The sequence below is a fragment of the Mesorhizobium sp. LCM 4577 genome, assembly GCF_001854795.2.
GTDB classification, from domain to species: domain Bacteria; phylum Pseudomonadota; class Alphaproteobacteria; order Rhizobiales; family Rhizobiaceae; genus Mesorhizobium; species Mesorhizobium plurifarium.
On record NZ_MDDU01000015.1, the window covers coordinates 40,386 to 57,895 of the forward strand.

Sequence of the window (17,510 nt, forward strand, 5' to 3'; positions counted from 1 at the left end):
TGAAATTCGGCAAAATGATCACCGCTTTCGCGGGTCCGCGGCGCGCGGCAAATGAAAACCGGCCGCGATTTGCCCGCAGCCGGTTCGAGGAGCCTGGAAGCCTGTCAGCTCCTCAGGAAATGATCGATCTGCTCGGACAGCATGCCGTATTCGCGCGAGCCCTTGCYGGTCCGCTTTTCGATTTCCTGGAGCTGTTGCTGCGCGCCGGCGAGATCGCCGATCTGCAGATGCGCTTCGCCGAGATATTCCCGCACCAACGTGTAGTTCGGGTCGATCCTCAGCRCTTCCTCGTAGTAGCCGAGGCCGACCGTGACGCGGCCCGAATGGCGGTGCGAATAGCCGAGATAGTTGAGGATGCGCGGATCCTGCTTGTTGGCGGCGAGCGTCAGCACCGAGATCGCCTCGTCATAGCGCCCGGCCATCGCCAGATCGTGTCCGGCCTCATAGATGCTGTCGTCATCCAGCATGCCGTATTGCGGCTTCACGCATTTGTTCTTTTTCTTGTCCCAAACTTCGCCCTTCTTGCAGGTGGTGGTCGTCTGACCACTGCTGCTGCCGCCTTCACCAGCTGCAAAAGCCGGAGCAACGAACAGCGGCAGCGCCGCGATAGCCATGACCTGAACAAGCAAACGTCTGCGCATCGAAGCCTCCATGAGCGTGACAATGGCAGATTAACGCCGCTCTGGCGCGGTTTCATCCCGAAATGCGAGCGGCTGCCGAACTATTTTCGATGGCCGGAAAGAAGCATTTACCTGCGGACGTGACGCGCGCTTTAATTCCGCTATCATCGCAGCCAAGCGCATCACGTGGAGAAGGGCCGTGCAGCAGCGCCTCGAGAAGGAGTGGGACCTTTCGATCGATCCGGACACGGTACGCCTGTTCATCCTCAAGGCGAAGGCGCTGAGCGCCGCCGTCAACGAGGACTATGACGACGGGGCCGAGCACGAGGTCGAGTTCGACGGCGGCACGCATGCCAGCCACCACCATGACGGCCTTGTCGAGGAAGCCTCGGAAAACCTCACCGAAGAGGAATTCCGCGAGCTGATCAACGATCTCAACATCGACGAAGCGGCCGAGCTGATCGCGCTCGCCTGGATCGGGCGCGGCGACTATGACGCATCCGAATGGGCGGATGCGGTGGCCGCCGCCAGGGAGCGTCCCAGGAAGCGCACGGCCAAATATCTGCTCGGCCTGCCGATGCTTGCCGACTGGCTGGAGGCAGGCCTTGAAGCCATCGGCGCGTAACGCGCCGGTAACCGATTGTGATCGGCAAGGCATCTGGTGCAAGCAACTTCGCGCTACGATTGCCGTTTCGGGGCGATGGCAACGCTGAGCCTTTCACGACTTTGCAGACTGGCGCTGCCTGTGGCGGCCGCGATCCTGCTCGTTACCCCGGCCTCGGCCAAACATCATCATCGGCACAAAAGGCACGTGCCGCCGGCCAGCCAGAGCGCCGCTCCGGCTCCTGAAACGCCGCCGGCGACACCGGTTCCGGGGCCGCGTCCCCAGGATATGGAGAACGGCGCAGATAAGTCCGGGCAAGACAAAAGGCGTCTCGACAGCAATGACGACTTCCTCAACCAGGAGAAGTCGCATCCGAAATGGGACGCCCGCCCGCCGCGTTCGACGGGCGCTCAATCAGAGCCGCGGACGGAATCCGAGCCTGAGACGCCGGACGTCGTGCCGACGCCGCCGCAGAAGCCCGTCGAACTGGAGCCGGAGCCGCCGGAAACCGCGCCGCAGCCGCCGGAAAAACCCGAACCGCCGGGCGAGGAAACGATGCTTCCCGATCCGCGCTCGGCCGACATGCCGGCCGACAAGATGCCGGCGGAAGAAACCGCATGCCGCGAGCGGCTGAAGGCGCTGGGCGTCGAGTTCGAGGAGCACAAGGCCGAGCACGATGCGCAGATCGGCTGCTCGATCCCCTATCCGATAATTTTGAAGACGCTCGGCAAGTCCATCGGCATCAGCCCCGGCACCGAGCTCAACTGCCCGATGGCCGAGGCGACCGCGCGCTTCATGGCCGATGTCGTCCAGCCGGCGGCCGAGGCCGAATTCGGCGCCGATTTGAAGTCGGTCAACCAGGCCTCGGCATTCGTCTGTCGGCCGCGCAACGGTACGCGCAAGCTGTCGGAACATGCCTTCGGCAACGCGCTCGACATCGCCAGCTTCACCCTGTCGGACGACAGGAAGATCGAGGTCGGTCCGGCGCCGCCGGAGAAGGATGCGAAGTTCCTCGCCGCGGTCCGCAAGGCTGCCTGCGGGCCGTTCAAGACGGTGCTTGGGCCGGGGGCCGACCCCGATCATGCGCTGCATTTCCACCTCGATCTGGAGCCGCGCCGCCACGGCGGCACCTTCTGCCAATAGGCGATTTCCGAAAGTCCTGGCCGCTTCGGGCCCAAGAACAACGCCGCAATTCCGCCCCAGGCATGAATGCCAGCGCTGATCTTTCCTTTACTGTTGAGGGTTAACCTTGTGCCACATGGATCATGATCCCAATTGGGATCAGATCTTGGGGACAAGGACGCCCTTCAATGGCTCGAAGACTTGGCGCTGTGCTGATGGCGGCGCGACGGAACAAGTGCGCGCGGATCGCGATTGTCGGGCTGGCCGCGGGCGCCATCGCGATGATATCGGCCTGCACGACCGGTGACGTCTTTGCGCTGCAGCCGGCCGTCGATGTCGGCAGCCAGACGGCGGCAGTGCCGCAACCCGACGCGCCGCAATATTCCGGCATGCAGCGCCTTGTTCCGTCCAACCCCTACATGACCCAGGCCGCCTATCCGCGCATGGATGAGCCGATGTCGCCTCTCGAGCAGATGCCGGCCAGCGAGATCGACTGCCGCAACGAGCTGAAGCGGATGGGCGTCGTCTATCAGGACGTCCAGCCGATCCATGAAGGCCAGTGCGGCATCGACTTTCCCGTAAAGGTCTCGGCGATCGGCAGCGTCGCCATGAAGCCGGCGGCGACGCTGACCTGCAACATGGCCGCCACCTTTGCCGCCTGGACGAAGAACGAGCTGCAGCCGGCCGCCCGCTGGCGCTACTTCTCCGGCGTCAAGGCGATCCACCAGGGCTCCAGCTATTCCTGCCGCAACATCGCCGGTGAAGGCGTTTTGTCCGAGCACGGCAAGGGCAACGCCCTCGACGTCATGAGCATCGAGCTCAACAATGGCGACGACATCGACGTCCGCAAGCCCGGCCTGTTCGCTTTCCGCACGCGCGGCTTCCTCAACAATGTGCGCGCCGACGGCTGCGAATATTTCACCACGGTGCTCGGCCCCGGCTACAACTACGACCACCGCAACCATTTCCATTTCGACATCAAGAACCGCAAAAGCGGTTACCGCGCCTGCCGCTGAGGCGGCTCTGCCCCAAAACGGCCAACACCGCATAAAATGGTCGCGCAAGGATTTGGGAGCGGTTGGTCGTGGGTGAACGAAGCCTGAGGCGGCGCGCGGCGATCTGGCTCGCGGCGGTCTGCGCTTTCTATCTGGCGCTCGCCTATGTCGCCGCGCCGGAATTCTGGACCTGGCGGGAGCGCGGCTTCCGCACCCGCCCCTTCGAGATGGTGACGCATACGCCGCAGGGTATTCCCGGCGATCCGATCAATGTCGGCCTTGTCGGCACCGAGAAGGAAGTCGTCCACGCCTTCGCGGCCGCCGGCTGGGACACGGCCGATGCCGTGACGCTCAGGACCGCGATCGACATCGGCGAAAGCGTCTTGTTTTCCCGCCCCTACCCCGACGCGCCGATGAGCCGCCTGTTGTTCGAGGGCCGCGCCCAGGATCTTGCCTTTGAAAAGCCGGTCGGCGGCAGCGCCGACCGGCGCCATCACGTCCGCTTCTGGCTGACCGACACGGTCGGCGACGACGGCCGCCCGCTCTGGCTGGGCGCCGCGAGCTTCGATCGCGGCGTCGGCCTCAGCCACGACACCGGCGCCATCACGCATCACATCGACCCCGACATCGACGCGGAGCGCGATTTCCTCATCGGCGACCTGGATGCCGCCGGTCTGCTGGCCTCGACCAGCAAGATACCGGGGATCGGCGCCACCAGGACCGGACGCAACGGCGGCGGCGATCCCTATTTCACCGATGGCATGGCCGTGATTGGCGTGTTGAACACACGGGAGTGACGGCACGACGAAAGCCGAGCGGTGGCGCAGAGGTCACGCGGACGAAGACCCGGTCGGCGGCTTCAGGCTGTGCCTGATGGCTTTCGCTTCCCTGACCAGCGACGACCAATTCGATCCAAGCAGCGAGATCAATTCCAGCGCCTGCGTCTCGGTGATGCCAGTCTCTTCCAGAAGCCTCTGGACAAGGCCACGTTTCGGTTCGAGCGCCATTGGGCAACCCCCAACGAGCTGTTATAACTATGTCATTTGATATTGGTTCCACTCTATCCCGTTGATTTTTAATAGGACGCTGTCGCCGAATTGGGCCGTCGTGCCCATATGCGGCTTGCAAACTCCAGGCCGATGCCTGCTTCGCCGGATGGTCTCGCCAGCCCTGTCTTGCTCCGGCCTGTCATCTTCCAAAAATACCGGCAGGCTATTTTCGAATGCACTGCAGCAATGCTATTGACCGCCCATGCTTTACGTTGAAATCGCCGTCGTTGCCGTCCTCATCTTGGTGAACGGCCTTTTGTCGATGTCGGAGCTTGCCATCGTGTCGTCGCGGCCCGCCCGCCTCAAGGCGATGATCGACCGCAACGTCAAGGGCGCCGGCCGCGCGCTGGCGCTGGGCTCGAACCCCGGCAAGTTCCTGTCATCGGTGCAGATCGGCATCACGCTCGTCGGCGTTCTCTCGGGCGCCTTCTCGGGCGCGACGCTCGGCGAGAGACTGGCGCAATATCTGGCCTCGACCGGCATTCGCGAAAACATCGCCGACCCCGTCGGCGTCGGGATCGTCGTCGCTTTGATCACCTATGCCTCGCTGATCGTCGGCGAGCTGGTACCGAAGCAGATCGCGTTGCGCGATCCAGAGCGCGTCGCGGCCCGCGCCGCGCCCGCAATGACGATCCTTGCCACCATCTCGGCGCCGCTCGTCTTCCTGCTCGACATTTCCGGCCGCGCCATTCTCTGGCTGCTCGGCCAGAGCGGCGAGGCGGAAGAAAAGGTCACCGATGAGGAGATCAAGATGCTGGTTGCCGAGGCCGAGCATCACGGCACCATCGAATCCGACGAGCGCCGCATGATCGCTGGCGTCATGCGCCTCGGCGACCGCGCCGTGCGCGCCGTGATGACGCCGCGCACCGAGGTCGACTGGCTCAACCTGCAATCCGACGAAGCCGCGGTTCGAAAGCTTTTGATGGACACCCAGCACTCGCGGCTGCCCGTCGGCGACGGCAATGTCGACGCCATGGTCGGCGTCATCCAGACGCGCGACGTGCTGGCCGCCCTGCTCGCCGGCAGGGTGCTGGATCCGCGCCAGCATGTGCGCGCCGCCCCTATCGTGCATGACCAGGCCGACGCGCTCGATGTCTTGCAGAAGCTGCGCGAGTCCGATGTGCCGATGGCGCTGGTCCACGACGAATACGGCCATTTCGAAGGCATCGTCACGCCGGCCGACATCCTCGAAGCCATCACCGGCGTGTTCCGCTCCGATCTCGAGGCCGGAGAGGAGGAGAACGCCGTCAAGCGCGACGACGGCTCCTGGCTGCTCGCCGGCTACATGCAGGCCGACGAAATGRCCGAGGTGCTGGGCATCGACCTGCCGGAGAACCGCGACTACGAAACCGTCGCGGGCTATGTGCTGTCGCATCTCCACCATCTGCCGGCGACCGGCGAGTGCGTCGACGCCCAAGGCTGGCGCTTCGAGGTGGTCGATCTCGACGGCCGCCGCATCGACAAGCTGATCGCCACCCGTCTGCCCGACGGGCATCGGCAGGTCGTGCGCTGAGGATCGTCTCCCCGATTTCTCGATAGGGCTGGAACTCCTGACATCCGCTCAGGCAAGCTGTTTGCGCAAAAAAATGCGCGCCTGTCCGTCGATTGCGAAAGGAATGCGGCCGAATTCGGCGTAACCATGCCGGGCATAGAAGCCGGGGGCTTGAAAGCTGCTCGTCTCGACGACCGCGGCCCGGCAGCCGCGCCTTTTTGCTGCTTCCTCGACGGCTGCGAGCAATCGCGCGCCGTAGGATCGGCCACGTAAATACTCCGGCACGAAAAACATGTCGAGGAACAGCAGGCCGAGCTCAGTGCGACCCCAAAGCCCGCCGAGCGCCCTGCCCGAGCCATTGCACAGCATCGCGCCGATGGGCGCGCGGTCATCCACGCCTGTGGCAGCGACGTTATAGCGATAGAGCGCAACTGCCGCCTCGGCCTTGGTGGCCTCGTCGGCCAACGCCACTATTCTCAGATGCGAAGTCTCGTTCATGTCTGCCTGTTCCGAACAATGGCATGGACAATGACTTCCGGCGTCGGCCAACGTTCCTTCCCGATGGTTTGGCCCGATGGTTTGGCCCGATGGTTTGGAAAGTCTTTGTATTCGGCACTTTGAAGATGGGCTTTCCCCTTCACGACCGGGGTTTGAGCGGGGCCGCGTTTCTCGGCAACCGTCGCACACGTGAGCGCTTTCCAATGCTGATTGCCGGGCCTCGCTTTGCCCCGATGATGTTCAACGAACCGGGCGTCGGCTTCCAGGTCGCTGGCGAACTTTACGCGGTCGATGATCGCGCCCTCTTGCGCCTCGACAGAATTGAATCCATCGGCTCTCCCGGCAATTGGCGCGTGCCGATCGAGGTTGATCCGCTCGAGGCGGGCCATCGACTGTGGCGCAGGTTTATATGAAATCCCGGCATCTGGCAGATCCCATCCATTCGGGTTATCTGGCCCGTTACAATGACCGGCGCTTCGTGCTTCCCGACGGGCATCGGCAGATCGTGCGCTGAGTGGAACCTTAGCGCCAACTTGCAGTTTCAGGGCTTGGGGACAAATCCATGGCCGAGAGCAAGCAAGAACGCGACGAGCGACTGAGGGCGGAGAAGGAATTCCGGGTCCGGTTCCTCATGAAGGAAACCGGCATCACCGAGACCCAGGCCCGCGACCTTGTCGACATGATCGGCATCGATCCGAACTCGCTTCTTCGGGAGGCGCGGCTGCTGAAGAAGAAGTAGATGGAGTTCACCCTACGCAAATTGACTCGTAACGGTCACATTTCGAGCGTACTGTTTGTTCGTCGTCCGTACCGAATAGAGGCAAGCGGACGCTTGGAAGCGGCTATCATGCTTTCGCCCCTGTCAAGGGAGGCAAGCATGCCAGCATGCGGTGTGGCGGATTCCGCCCAGCTCGACATTCTCACAAAAGCCTTGAACGACTACTGCGCAAGGCACCGCGTTGCCGACAAGGATGAGCGCGAACGGATCGCGATCAGGGTCATAGCGCTTTTCGGCCGTGGCGTTTCCGACCCTGCCCAGCTGTCGGCGGAGCTTGAACGCGGTTCCGCCTGATCGACCTCGGCGCGTGCTCATCCGGACTATCGATTGTCAGTGTTAGCCGCCGAGGGTGAAGCTAACCACATGTTGCCCTGGACGGCCACGCCACGGGGCAAGGTCCGGCCCGCAAATCCTGTGTCACCATGATAAGCGGGCCGGACCGCCTGGGTTCCGCTATCGTCCCATACAGCCGAATGAGGTGTTTAAGAAAATACCCATATTTATACTTACCATATTCAAGATGACTAATGTTGCTTTTATGACCGGCCGCCTCGGTCTCTCCGCCGACTATGAGAGCGAGTGGCAGGACAAGGCGGGTCAGACGAGCCGCTCGCATGTCTACGGCATCGCCAACCTCTATTACGACTTCCTCGACGGCACCGATGTCGACGTTTCAGGCACCAGGCTGACCAGCAAGTCGCAGCCGCTTTGGGGCGGTCTCGGTTTCGGCGGCTCGTTGAGCTGGGCCGACGACCGCTACGCCGTCCATGGCGAGCTGCTCGCACGCTCGAGCCTCGAGGATTTCGGCGACAGCCATGCCTTCGGCGGCACCGTCGGCTTCAGCGTGAAGTGGTAGCTGCCGGCGACGATAGGTCGAAAAAGGCTGGCTGTCAGGGCAGCAGCACGACCTTGCCGGTGGCGCGGCGCTCTTCGAGCAATCGATGCGCCTCGCCTGCCTGATGCAGCGGAAAGCGGCCGCCGATCGCCACCTTCAAGCGGCTACGCGCCGCAAGGTCGAACAGCTCGGAAAGACTTGTCCTCAAAATGTCTGGAGACAAAAGCGGCAGCAGGGCAAACCCTTTGAGCGCTTGATTGCGGCCGATCATCGCCTCGAGGTCCGAAGCCGACAGTTGAAACCGGCCGAGCGCCGCAAACACCAGCTCGCCGCCGGGTGCCAGGACGTCGAGAAATTGCTTGGTCAATGCGCCGCCGACGGTATCGTAGACGATTTCGGCGCCTGCGCCATCGCTCGCTTCGCGCACTCGCGCCGGCCAGTCCGGCGCGCTGGAGTCGATTGCCACATCGGCGCCGAGCGAGAGGGCGAAATCCCGCTTGGCGGCCCCGCCGGCCAGCGCGACCACGCGACGAGCGCCCTGCCCTTTGGCCAATTGGATCAGCAGCGAGCCAACGCCACCGGCGGCAGCGGGAACCAGCACCGTCCTGCCGGCCGGCGGACTTTGCCGCGTGAGATGCAAGGCGGTCAGCCCCTGCACCATGAGGGCGGTCGCATCTTCGAAGGAAAGCACATCCGGCAGCGGCACGATGAGGCTGGCGTCGATCGCCACATAGTCGGCATAGCCGCCGAACGGCCGGACCGACACGAACAGCGGCGCCGCCACGCGGCGTCCGAACAGGCCCGGATCTACTCCCTCGCCGACCGTCTCGACCGTGCCGGCGACTTCGACGCCAGGGAACGCCGGCAGGCTCGGCGTGGCCGCGTAGCGATCCGCGCGCATCAGCACCTCGAAAAAGTTGATGCCGGCCGCTTCCACCTTGACCAGCACCTCGCCGGCTTGCGCGACGGGCGTCGGCACGTCGACGACCTCCATCACCTCCGGACCGCCGAAGCGGTTGAACTGCAAGGCTTTCATGGCAGGGCTCCGATTGCTATGGCGTCAGCCGGTCTTTGCCACTATCTGCGCAGTCGCCGCTACACACGGATTTGTCCGCTGCACACCAGGAGGTGACCATGCCCCAAATCACCAAGAAACGCGTGATCAAGCGACTGCCGATGCTCCCCGCCGAACGCGCGCTGAAAGTGATCTCAGGTCGCTGGAAAGCGGTGATCCTCTACTATCTCTTCGACGGTCCGCGCCGGCTTTCGGCACTCAAGGCGCTGATGCCCGGCATTACCCAGAAGGTGTTGATCGACCAGCTGCGCGAGATGGAGGAGCATGGCCTCGTCAGCCGCGAGATCTTCGCCGAGATCCCGGCGCGCGTCGAATATTCAGCGACGCGGCTCGGCCTCAGCCTCGAGCCGATCCTGCTCGCGCTCTGTCAGTGGGGACAGCACCACGCCGACGAATTGGACGAGCGGCCGCATCTTGCCGACTGCATCATCAGGCCAAGGCGCGCCACCGAGGCTGCCCCGAATTAAAAAGGGCGGCGCAAGCGGTGGCTTGCCGTAGATGTCACGCAAATTTGGGACTGATCGCCAAGCGCTGCCAAAATCACGGGACATTGGAGCGCGAAGCAAAGGCGCTTAGTGCCTATTAGCTGTTCGGCTATTCTCGGACGAAGGTGTCGAGGCTGGTCCCGAAGGCACGCCAGGTTCCGACCCGCTTGCGGGAAGCGATTTCGCCCTCCTTGCCGGTGATGGTGCTGCCTGCCACCGTCAGCCACATCGTCTCCAGTTTGCCGTCCCGCAATATGCCGGTGTAGCTCACCGCGGCGGGGCCGGCCGTGCCCTCGCCGGCGGCCGTCACTCCGATCACGTCGCCATGTGCGATGCCGAATATCGGCACCGTCTGTCCATAGAAGCTGCTGTCTTCGAGTGCCGTGCGAAACGTGCCTTCAATCCGGCCACCGTCCTCGCCGGTTATGTCGAGGACGGACCCATACTGATTACGCCATCTGCCAAGCCAAGGCATTCCGCTCCTCCACGACTGTCTTCGTCTCCCGCGGATTCGGGCCTGCATCTAACGCGCCGTTCCGGGCGGTCAAGTGACCGCCAAAACGTGGTCGGGATCCAAGCAAGACAGGCAGCTCCGGCACCCGAAAATGAAAAAGGGCGGCGCAAGCGCCGCCCTTCGGGAGGATGATTCTACGCAGGCTCGTTACGCGGCCTGGGCTTCGCCGGCGATCGCGTCGGCGGCGCGCGCCGCCTTCAGCACCTTCGCCCACCAGGCGACGTCGTTGACGAGTGCTGTGGCCGCCTGGTTCAGGTGCTCGATGTCCTCGAGCTTCTTCTCGCCCTGGCGGACAGCCAAGAAATCGCCCCAGGCGATGTGCACGGCCGATTTGACCGGAGCCATCTGCAACTCGACGGCGATCAGGCGGAGCTGTTCGACCGCGCGCGCGCCGCCAACCGAGCCATAGCCGACAAAGCCGGCTGGCTTCTTGTTCCATTCGTTGGCGGCGTAATCGATGGCGTTCTTCAAGACACCGGTCGGCGCATGATTGTATTCGGCGGCGGTGAAGATGAAGCCGTCGAACTCGGCGACCTTCTTTTGCCAGCGCTGCGCCACTTCGTTCTGCGACGGCGCCCAGGCGGAAGAAGCGACCTCGTCGAAAAAGGGCAGCGGCCAGTCGCGCAGATCGACGATCTCGACGTCGATATCGGCATGCGCCTTGGCAATCTTGGCAATCCACTGCGTCGGCACGTCGGCGAAGCGGGCGGCGCGGGTCGAACCGACGACAATGGCGATTTTGGGCTTGGACATAAGGGGCTCTCCTTGCGGCAATTTCTGGTATCGTTTGGATACCGGCGCTATATGTGATACTGACAAATCGGCGCGCAAGGAGGCACGTTTTTGTTACTGAGGCACCCGCACATCACCGAGGACTGCCGGGCCGTGTCGGAAATCCTGCAACGGGTCGGCGACAAATGGACCGTGCTCGTGGTCGGTAAGCTGGGCGACGGCGCGATGCGCTTCAACGAATTGCGCGCCGCCGTCGGCGGCATTTCGCAAAAGATGCTGACCACCACCTTGCGCGGCCTGGAGCGCGATGGCTTCGTCACGCGCAAGGTGTTTCCGACCATTCCGCCACGTGTCGATTACGAACTGACCGAGCTCGGTCATGAATTGCTCGTGCCGGTCGGCGCACTCGGCGAATGGGCGCGCAAAAACACCAATCGGGTCCGCGAGGCGCGCGCCAAATTCGACAGCCAACAGGCCTGAACCCCTTATAGTTCAAAGGTTTCTGAACCAGTAGATGAATCGTACGGTCCGGCCCCGGGTCTGTCGTACCTTCCGGCTTTGATCGGATCCGCCGCGGCCCCGTACTCAGCCTCGTGTGTCTCCGCGCAACCGTCTCGACAAGGACGACTGTCTTCAGCCGGCCACGGATCAGGCGCTTGGGATGGCGCTGCCGCAGCACGTCGTCGAGCAGTTCTCCGGCTGCGCGACCTTCTTGCCGATCGCCTTCAAGTCCCTCACGCATGCGACGCGCGGAAGGTCTCTCCTGACCTCCATATAGGCCGTTATGCCAAGCAGGCAGACCAGGGCGACAAGGGCTACGACGAGCCACCCGTTCAGCATATGTTGACGCATTGTCTTTCCTCCGCCACCCCCAAAGTGGGCGGGGAAGGCAACCATTGGATGTCGCGGAGCTCGTCTCCCGCGCGGGCGTTGTTACAAACCGCGGGGTTTGGGAGAATCGGAGGTCGCGTCAGGCCTCGGCCGGAACCGGCTTCGGCTTGCCCTCGCCGTCGAGCGCCACCATGACGAAATCGGCATGGGTGACCTTCTCCATCAGGTCGGAAAGGTAACGCTGCGCCCAGGCTTCGACCTTAAGCACCATCGAGGTGCGGCCGACGCGCTCGACATGGGTGTAGATGCAGAGCGTGTCGCCGATCTTCATCGCCTTGGCGAAAGACATCTCCTTCACAGCCGCCGTCACGACGCGGCCCTTGGCGCGCTCGGCGGCGCGGATACCGCAGGCAAGGTCCATCTGCGCCATCACCCAGCCGCCGAAGATGTCGCCGGCGGCATTGGCGTCGGACGGCATGGCGAGCGTCCTCAGCGTGAGATCGCCAAGAGGTTTTCCGTCCGCGTAATGCACCATGGCGAAATCCTTGGGAGGTCAGTTGTTGTTGCGTAGCAATGCGACCGCCATGTCGCAAGCTCTGGTGAAAGCGAAATGTGCGCCACCGCGCCGGTCGCTTTTTTCACAAGCCATGCCGGAAGCCACGGCGACGCCGCGAGCCGGCAATGTCTAGGGTAAGCCCGACGTTGCGGAGCCCGCCCTTCCATCATGCAGACTTATGACTTCATCGTCGTCGGCTCCGGTTCGGCCGGTTCGGTCGTTGCCGACAAATTGTCAGCTTCGGGCCGCTTCTCGGTGCTGGTGCTGGAGGCCGGCGGGACCGATCGGCGCTTCTACGTCCAGATGCCGCTCGGCTACGGCAAGACCTTCTTCGACCCGGCCGTCAACTGGAACTACAAGACCGAGCCGGATCCCGGTCTCGCCGGCAATGCCGACCATTGGCCGCGCGGCAAGCTGCTTGGCGGCTCGAGCTCGATCAACGCCATGGTCTTCATCCGTGGCGCGCGCGAGGATTTCGATGCCTGGGCCGCCGCCGGCAATCCTGGCTGGGCCTATGACGACCTGCTGCCCTCCTTCAAGGCGATGGAAGACAATGCGGCCGGCGCCGACGAATGGCGCGGCGTCGGCGGCCCCTTGCGCGTCACCGATTGTTCGCGCGCCGTGCACCCGCTGACCAAGCGCTATCTCGCCGCCGCCGAACAGGCGGGCCTGCCGTTCAATCCGGACTTCAACGGCGCCTCCCAGGAAGGCGTCGGCGTCTACCAGATCACGACCAAGAACGGCCGCCGCATGTCGGCGGCCCGCGCCTTCCTGCGGCCGGCGATGAAGCGCGCCAACGTCCGTGTCGAGACCAACGCCCTGGCGACCAAGATCCTGTTCGAGGGCAAGCGCGCCGTCGGCGTCGAATATGAGCAGAACGGGCAGAAGAAGACGGCGCGCGCGAGCCGCGAGGTGATCCTCTCCGGCGGCTCGATCAACTCGCCGCAACTGCTGCAGCTCTCCGGTGTCGGCCCCGCGACGCTGCTGGCTGGTCTCGGCATCCCGGTCGTCCACGCCAACGACAATGTCGGCGCCAATCTGCAGGACCATGTCGGCATCAACTACACCTTCAAGGGCAAGCTGCCGACGCTGAACCAGATCCTGCGGCCATGGTGGGGCAAGCTTCTGGTCGGCATGCAATACATCCTCTTGCGCTCCGGTCCGCTGTCGCTGTCGATGAACAATGCCGGCGGCTTCTTCCGCACCGATCCGTCGATGATGCGGCCGAACATGCAGCTCTATTTCCAGGCTTTCTCGACCGTCATCCCGAAGAGCGGCGAGCGTCCGATCCTGACGCCCGACCCGTGGCCGGGTTTCTCGATCGGCCTGTCCAACTGCCGGCCTTCGAGCCGCGGCGAGATCATGATCCGCTCGAGCAATCCGCGCGACTATCCGAGGATCACCGCGAATGCCTATTCGACCAATGCCGATGTCGACGAGATGCTGGCGGCGGTAAAGTTCGTGCGCAAGATCGCCGCGATGCCGGCCATGGCCGAGATCATCGAGGAAGAGGTGCTGCCAGGACCGTCGGTCCAGTCGGACGCCGACCTGATCCAGGATTTCAGGAAACGCTCGGGGACCGTCTACCACCCGGTCTCGACCTGCCGCATGGGGCCTGATGCATCACGCGCCGTCGTCGATCCACGGCTTCGGGTGCATGGGCTCGAGGGCCTGCGCGTCATCGACGCTTCGATTTTCCCCGACAACATCACGGGCAACACCAACGCCGCCTCGATCCTCACCGGATGGAAAGGCGCCGACCTGGTTCTGGAGGATCAGAAATGAAAATCACCGACGTGAAGACCTGGGTTGTCGGCAACCCGCCGCCCGGCATCGGAGGCAAATATTTCATCTTCGTCAAGCTCACCACCGATGGCGGCGTCGTCGGCTATGGCGAGGCCTACAACGCGACCTTCTCGGCGCATGTCACCGCCAGGATGATCGAGGACATGGCCGAACGCTATTTCGTCGGCCGCGACCCGCACGACATCGAGAATTTCTTCCGCCGCGCCTATTCCTCCGGCTTCACCCAGCGCCCCGACGTCTCCGGCATGGGCTGCTTCTCGGCGCTGGAAATGGCCTGCTGGGACATCGTCGGCAAGGAAGCCGGCAAGCCGATCTACAAGCTGCTCGGCGGCCAGGTGCACGAGACGCTGCGCTCCTACACCTATCTCTATCCGCACACCGGCAGCGTCCATTCGGAGGATGCGCGCGGCCAGAATGTCTACAACGATCCCGATATGGCAGCGGCCTGCGCGCTGGAATATGTCGAGCAGGGCTTCAACGCCGTGAAGCTCGATCCAGCCGGCCCCTATACCGCCTATGACGGCCACCAGCCGCGCCTGATCGACATCGACCTGTCGGCGCGCATGATCAAGGCGATCCGCGAGGCGGTCGGCACCAGGGCCGATATCCTGTTCGGCACGCATGGCCAGTTCACGGCCTCCGGCGCGCTGCGCATGGCCCGCGCCATCGAGCCCTACGATCCGCTGTGGTTCGAGGAGCCGGTGCCGCCTGATATGCCCGAGGTGATGGCTCAGGTCGCCCGCCAGACCTCGATCCCCATCGCCACCGGGGAGCGGCTGACGACGAAATCCGAATTCGCCCGCGTCATCGAGAACCGCGCCGCCACCATCCTGCAGCCGGATCTCGGCCGCTCCGGCGGTATCCTCGAAACCAAGAAGATCGCCGCCATGGCCGAGGCCTACCACATCCAGGTGGCGCCCCACTGCTATTGCGGCCCGATCGTCGGCGCCGCCAACATCCAGCTTGCCGTGACGCTGCCCAACTTCCTCATCCTGGAATCGCTGAAGCAGTGGGACGGCTTCCACGCCACCCTGCTCAAGAAGAAGATCGAATGGCAGGACGGCAACGTCATCCCGTCGAAGGAGCCCGGCCTCGGCGTCGAGCTCAACGAGGTGGTCTGCGAGGCGCATCCCTATAGCGGCAAGGACCTGCATCTGCAGATGATGCAGACGCCGCTGATGCCGTGACCCTGGCCTACGCCTTCATTGGCCTCGGCCATCTCGGCGGCAATCTCGCCGCCAGCCTGCTGCGCAACGGCTTGCCGTCACCGTCTTCGATCGCGACCCGGCGGCGGTCGAGCGCCTCGTCGCGCTCGGCGCCACGGCGGCGGCGAGCCCGGCGGACGCCGCCGCCCGTGCCGGCAACGCGATCACCTGCCTGCCCTCGCCGAAGGTCAGCGAGGCGGTGCTCGCCGGCCCGGAGGGATTGCTCCAGGGCCTGCCCGCGGGCGGCACCTGGATCGAGATGTCGACCAACGGCCGCGACGAGATCGTTCGCCTCGCAGTCCTCGCCTCGGCCAAGGGCATCGAGACGCTGGAATGTCCGGTGACCGGCGGCGTGCATCTGGCCGCGGCGGGCAAGATCACCGCGCTCGTCGGCGGCGACGCCACGCTCTACGAACGTCACCGGCCTGCCATCGAGGCGATGTGCGCGAAGTCCTTCCTGATGGGTCCTGTCGGCTCGGCGGCGGTGATCAAGGTCATCACCAATATGCTGGCCTTCATCCATTTGGTCGCCGCCGGCGAGGCGCTGATGCTCGCCAAACAGGGCGGGCTCGACCTCGCCCAGGCCTACCACGCCATCGTCGCCTCTTCCGGCAACAGCTTCGTCCATGAGACCGAAAGCCAGCTCGTGCTCAACGGCTCCTATGACATCGGCTTCACCATGGACCTGGCGCTGAAGGATCTCGGCTTCGCGCTGGCCATGGGCAGGGATTTCGGCGCGCCGCTCGATCTGGCGTCGCGCGTCAACGCGATTTTCGAGGAAGGCAAGCGCGCCTATGGCGGCGACGCCTGGTCGACCAAGATCGTCAAGCTGCTCGAGGATGCCGTCGGCACAGAGCTTCGCGCGCCCGGCTTCCCGGCCAGGCTGGAGATATAGCCGACAGATTTTTAGCCAGCCATTTCAAGAGCCTGGCCGCATCGCCGGAATCCGTCCCCGAGGCCGTTGATTCAACATCTCAGCGTCAGCGCGCCGGGCAGGATCTCGAAAGTCGCCGGAATCCGGCCCGGCGACTCGCCGTCGATATCGACCAGCGCGCCGTTCTTCTCGGCATCGCCCAAAGGCTCGACCAGCACCTTGCGGCCGCGCAGGATGGTGATCGCCGGATGATTGCGGTGACGCCCGCCATAAAGAAGCCGGATGTCTCTTATCAGGCCGAGCTTGTTCGCCGCCCGCACGATGACGATGTCGAACTGTCCGTCCGACAGCTCGGCGTCGGGCGCGATCATCATGCCGCCGCCGAAGAACTTGCCGTTGGCGACCGCCACCAGCGCCATGCGCGCCTCGACCGGCTCGCCATCGTCTATGGTGATCCTGACGTCCTGGAAGCGGTAGCGGATGAACTCCAGCACCGTGCGCCAAAAGAACAGCGCCTTGGTCGAGACCCTGCCCTTGCGCTTGTCGGCATTGACGGCGCGATCCGTCGCGCCGGACAGGCCGAGGCTGGCGATGTTGATGAAGTGGCGGCTGGCCAGCTTGCCATGATCGTCGATGTAACAGACCCGCCCGGCATCGACCTTCCGCGCCTTGGCATCGGCGATCTGCTTGACCGACGCGCCTATGGAGCGCGGCATGCCGAGCCCTCGCGCGAAGTCGATGCCGGTGCCGCAGGGCAGAAGTCCAAGCGCGCTTTCATGGCCGGTCTCGTCCTGCGCCTGCAGCAGCCCGTCGGCCACCTCGCTGGCGGTACCGTCGCCGCCGGCGGCGATGACCAAGTCGCATCCGACGGCGGCGAGGTCGATCGCCAGTCGCTCGGCGTCGCCGCTGGCTTGCGTCTCGCGCAACTCGAAATCACCGAAATTCGTCTTGAGCGACGCCGCCGCCTCCGCCCAATGCCGCTTGAGCCTGCCGCCGCCGGCAATCGGATTGAGCACCACCCCGACCTTCAAACCGACCTCCCCCGAGGCACGTCACGCAAAAATGCGCGGCTGAGCCCGCGCTGGCGCCCAAACTCTGTTGCCGGCCCAAACTCTTTTGCCGACCCGAACTCTTTTGCCGACATTGAAACGCGGACCGGGCGGCTGAGCAAGGCTCCAACATCCAAGGTCGCTAAAAAAGCGGGCAGGCTGTCTAAGGGGTTCGGCCACCGAATTCCGAGGCTTTTGCCATTGGTCCCCGATAATCCCGCTATCCACAGGCACCCCGGCATTCCCTGAACCGCTTACCCGGCGTACATTCAACCCATCTCAGGCGGCCACTGAACGCCCCAGCCGAAAGGCAAAAGCGCAAGGCGGATTTCCTGAGGCCCGTACGGCCCAGAACGAGAGCAGGTTCGCCTGCTGGAGGGACGGATGCCG

At 64.1% G+C, this 17,510-nt stretch carries 22 protein-coding genes and 1 pseudogene; 14 read left to right on the plus strand and 9 right to left on the minus strand.

Annotated features, from left to right (window positions below; genetic code table 11):
- Window positions 1–104: 104 nt before the first annotated feature.
- Window positions 105–641 carry a tetratricopeptide repeat protein gene (locus tag LCM4577_RS18320; RefSeq protein ID WP_071072723.1) on the minus strand — a complete coding sequence of 179 codons (537 nt, stop codon included), beginning with the start codon at window positions 639–641 and terminating at the stop codon, window positions 105–107.
- A gap of 178 nt (window positions 642–819) precedes the next feature.
- On the opposite strand from LCM4577_RS18320, the gene LCM4577_RS18325 reads away from it, so the two are divergent.
- From LCM4577_RS18325 to LCM4577_RS18340, 4 genes are all read left to right on the plus strand, one after another.
- A complete protein-coding gene (locus LCM4577_RS18325; protein WP_071034657.1) occupies window positions 820–1,245 on the plus strand; it encodes a DUF3775 domain-containing protein in 426 nt (141 codons plus the stop codon).
- Between the two features lie 75 nt (window positions 1,246–1,320).
- Entirely contained in the window at window positions 1,321–2,367 is a 1,047-nt protein-coding gene (locus tag LCM4577_RS18330) for an extensin family protein (RefSeq protein ID WP_041010169.1), read from the plus strand.
- A gap of 167 nt (window positions 2,368–2,534) precedes the next feature.
- Window positions 2,535–3,362 (plus strand): extensin family protein, encoded by an 828-nt coding sequence (locus tag LCM4577_RS18335; protein WP_040989603.1) that lies wholly within the window; start codon window positions 2,535–2,537, stop codon window positions 3,360–3,362.
- Between the two features lie 68 nt (window positions 3,363–3,430).
- The gene (locus LCM4577_RS18340; protein ID WP_071034703.1) at window positions 3,431–4,138 is read left to right on the plus strand and encodes an LssY C-terminal domain-containing protein; all 708 of its coding nucleotides are present in this window, start codon (window positions 3,431–3,433) and stop codon (window positions 4,136–4,138) included.
- Between the two features lie 33 nt (window positions 4,139–4,171).
- Here LCM4577_RS18340 and LCM4577_RS18345 read toward each other — a convergent pair whose 3' ends face one another.
- Window positions 4,172–4,348, minus strand: coding sequence for a hypothetical protein (locus LCM4577_RS18345; RefSeq protein WP_198540293.1), 177 nt, complete (start codon window positions 4,346–4,348; stop codon window positions 4,172–4,174).
- A 244-nt stretch (window positions 4,349–4,592) separates the two neighbouring features.
- On the opposite strand from LCM4577_RS18345, the gene LCM4577_RS18350 reads away from it, so the two are divergent.
- Window positions 4,593–5,903 carry a hemolysin family protein gene (locus LCM4577_RS18350; RefSeq protein ID WP_071072725.1) on the plus strand — a complete coding sequence of 437 codons (1,311 nt, stop codon included), beginning with the start codon at window positions 4,593–4,595 and terminating at the stop codon, window positions 5,901–5,903.
- 48 nt (window positions 5,904–5,951) lie between these two features.
- Here LCM4577_RS18350 and LCM4577_RS18355 read toward each other — a convergent pair whose 3' ends face one another.
- Window positions 5,952–6,353, minus strand: coding sequence for a GNAT family N-acetyltransferase (locus LCM4577_RS18355; RefSeq protein ID WP_244508369.1), 402 nt, complete (start codon window positions 6,351–6,353; stop codon window positions 5,952–5,954).
- A gap of 50 nt (window positions 6,354–6,403) precedes the next feature.
- Between LCM4577_RS18355 and LCM4577_RS18360 the strand changes: the two genes are divergently transcribed.
- The 4 genes from LCM4577_RS18360 to LCM4577_RS18375 all read left to right on the plus strand — a co-directional run bounded on the left by LCM4577_RS18360 (window position 6,404) and on the right by LCM4577_RS18375 (window position 8,014).
- Entirely contained in the window at window positions 6,404–6,793 is a 390-nt protein-coding gene (locus tag LCM4577_RS18360; protein WP_244508370.1) for a gamma-glutamylcyclotransferase family protein, read from the plus strand.
- A 149-nt stretch (window positions 6,794–6,942) separates the two neighbouring features.
- Window positions 6,943–7,119: a hypothetical protein gene (locus tag LCM4577_RS18365; RefSeq protein WP_157900472.1), complete on the plus strand. Its 177-nt coding sequence runs from the start codon at window positions 6,943–6,945 to the stop codon at window positions 7,117–7,119.
- Window positions 7,120–7,452 carry a hypothetical protein gene (locus LCM4577_RS18370; protein WP_071072727.1) on the plus strand — a complete coding sequence of 111 codons (333 nt, stop codon included), beginning with the start codon at window positions 7,120–7,122 and terminating at the stop codon, window positions 7,450–7,452.
- Between the two features lie 244 nt (window positions 7,453–7,696).
- Complete coding sequence (locus LCM4577_RS18375) at window positions 7,697–8,014, plus strand: autotransporter outer membrane beta-barrel domain-containing protein (RefSeq protein WP_071034663.1); 318 nt, start codon at window positions 7,697–7,699, stop codon at window positions 8,012–8,014.
- Between the two features lie 34 nt (window positions 8,015–8,048).
- Here LCM4577_RS18375 and LCM4577_RS18380 read toward each other — a convergent pair whose 3' ends face one another.
- On the minus strand, window positions 8,049–9,029 hold the full coding sequence (locus LCM4577_RS18380) for a zinc-binding dehydrogenase (RefSeq protein WP_071072729.1): 981 nt from the start codon (window positions 9,027–9,029) through the stop codon (window positions 8,049–8,051).
- 98 nt (window positions 9,030–9,127) lie between these two features.
- On the opposite strand from LCM4577_RS18380, the gene LCM4577_RS18385 reads away from it, so the two are divergent.
- Window positions 9,128–9,535 (plus strand): helix-turn-helix domain-containing protein, encoded by a 408-nt coding sequence (locus tag LCM4577_RS18385; protein ID WP_083354768.1) that lies wholly within the window; start codon window positions 9,128–9,130, stop codon window positions 9,533–9,535.
- Between the two features lie 127 nt (window positions 9,536–9,662).
- On the opposite strand, the gene LCM4577_RS18390 is transcribed toward LCM4577_RS18385, so the two are convergent.
- Both LCM4577_RS18390 and LCM4577_RS18395 read right to left on the minus strand, forming a co-directional pair.
- Window positions 9,663–10,028, minus strand: a complete 366-nt coding sequence (locus LCM4577_RS18390) for an avidin/streptavidin family protein (protein WP_071072733.1) — start codon at window positions 10,026–10,028, stop codon at window positions 9,663–9,665.
- Window positions 10,029–10,214: 186 nt separating this feature from the next.
- Window positions 10,215–10,820, minus strand: a complete 606-nt coding sequence (locus tag LCM4577_RS18395; protein WP_071072735.1) for an NADPH-dependent FMN reductase — start codon at window positions 10,818–10,820, stop codon at window positions 10,215–10,217.
- A gap of 90 nt (window positions 10,821–10,910) precedes the next feature.
- On the opposite strand from LCM4577_RS18395, the gene LCM4577_RS18400 reads away from it, so the two are divergent.
- Window positions 10,911–11,279 (plus strand): helix-turn-helix domain-containing protein, encoded by a 369-nt coding sequence (locus LCM4577_RS18400; protein WP_040989613.1) that lies wholly within the window; start codon window positions 10,911–10,913, stop codon window positions 11,277–11,279.
- Between the two features lie 168 nt (window positions 11,280–11,447).
- Here LCM4577_RS18400 and LCM4577_RS18405 read toward each other — a convergent pair whose 3' ends face one another.
- Both LCM4577_RS18405 and LCM4577_RS18410 read right to left on the minus strand, forming a co-directional pair.
- Window positions 11,448–11,651 carry a hypothetical protein gene (locus LCM4577_RS18405; protein ID WP_052469074.1) on the minus strand — a complete coding sequence of 68 codons (204 nt, stop codon included), beginning with the start codon at window positions 11,649–11,651 and terminating at the stop codon, window positions 11,448–11,450.
- Between the two features lie 118 nt (window positions 11,652–11,769).
- A complete protein-coding gene (locus LCM4577_RS18410; protein WP_040989615.1) occupies window positions 11,770–12,165 on the minus strand; it encodes an acyl-CoA thioesterase in 396 nt (131 codons plus the stop codon).
- Between the two features lie 189 nt (window positions 12,166–12,354).
- Here LCM4577_RS18410 and LCM4577_RS18415 point away from each other — a divergent pair, with 189 nt between their 5' ends.
- From LCM4577_RS18415 to LCM4577_RS18425, 3 genes and pseudogenes are all read left to right on the plus strand, one after another.
- Entirely contained in the window at window positions 12,355–13,971 is a 1,617-nt protein-coding gene (locus LCM4577_RS18415; protein ID WP_071072736.1) for a GMC family oxidoreductase, read from the plus strand.
- Window positions 13,968–15,179 carry a mandelate racemase/muconate lactonizing enzyme family protein gene (locus LCM4577_RS18420; protein WP_071034669.1) on the plus strand — a complete coding sequence of 404 codons (1,212 nt, stop codon included), beginning with the start codon at window positions 13,968–13,970 and terminating at the stop codon, window positions 15,177–15,179. Before LCM4577_RS18415 ends, LCM4577_RS18420 begins: the two co-directional genes overlap by 4 nt.
- A pseudogene (locus tag LCM4577_RS18425) lies at window positions 15,176–16,092 on the plus strand (NAD(P)-dependent oxidoreductase). The gene LCM4577_RS18420 and the pseudogene LCM4577_RS18425 overlap by 4 nt, the downstream one beginning before the upstream one ends.
- A gap of 71 nt (window positions 16,093–16,163) precedes the next feature.
- On the opposite strand, the gene LCM4577_RS18430 reads toward LCM4577_RS18425, so the two are convergent.
- Window positions 16,164–17,102 carry a diacylglycerol kinase family protein gene (locus LCM4577_RS18430; protein WP_071034670.1) on the minus strand — a complete coding sequence of 313 codons (939 nt, stop codon included), beginning with the start codon at window positions 17,100–17,102 and terminating at the stop codon, window positions 16,164–16,166.
- Between the last annotated feature and the right edge of the window lie 408 nt (window positions 17,103–17,510).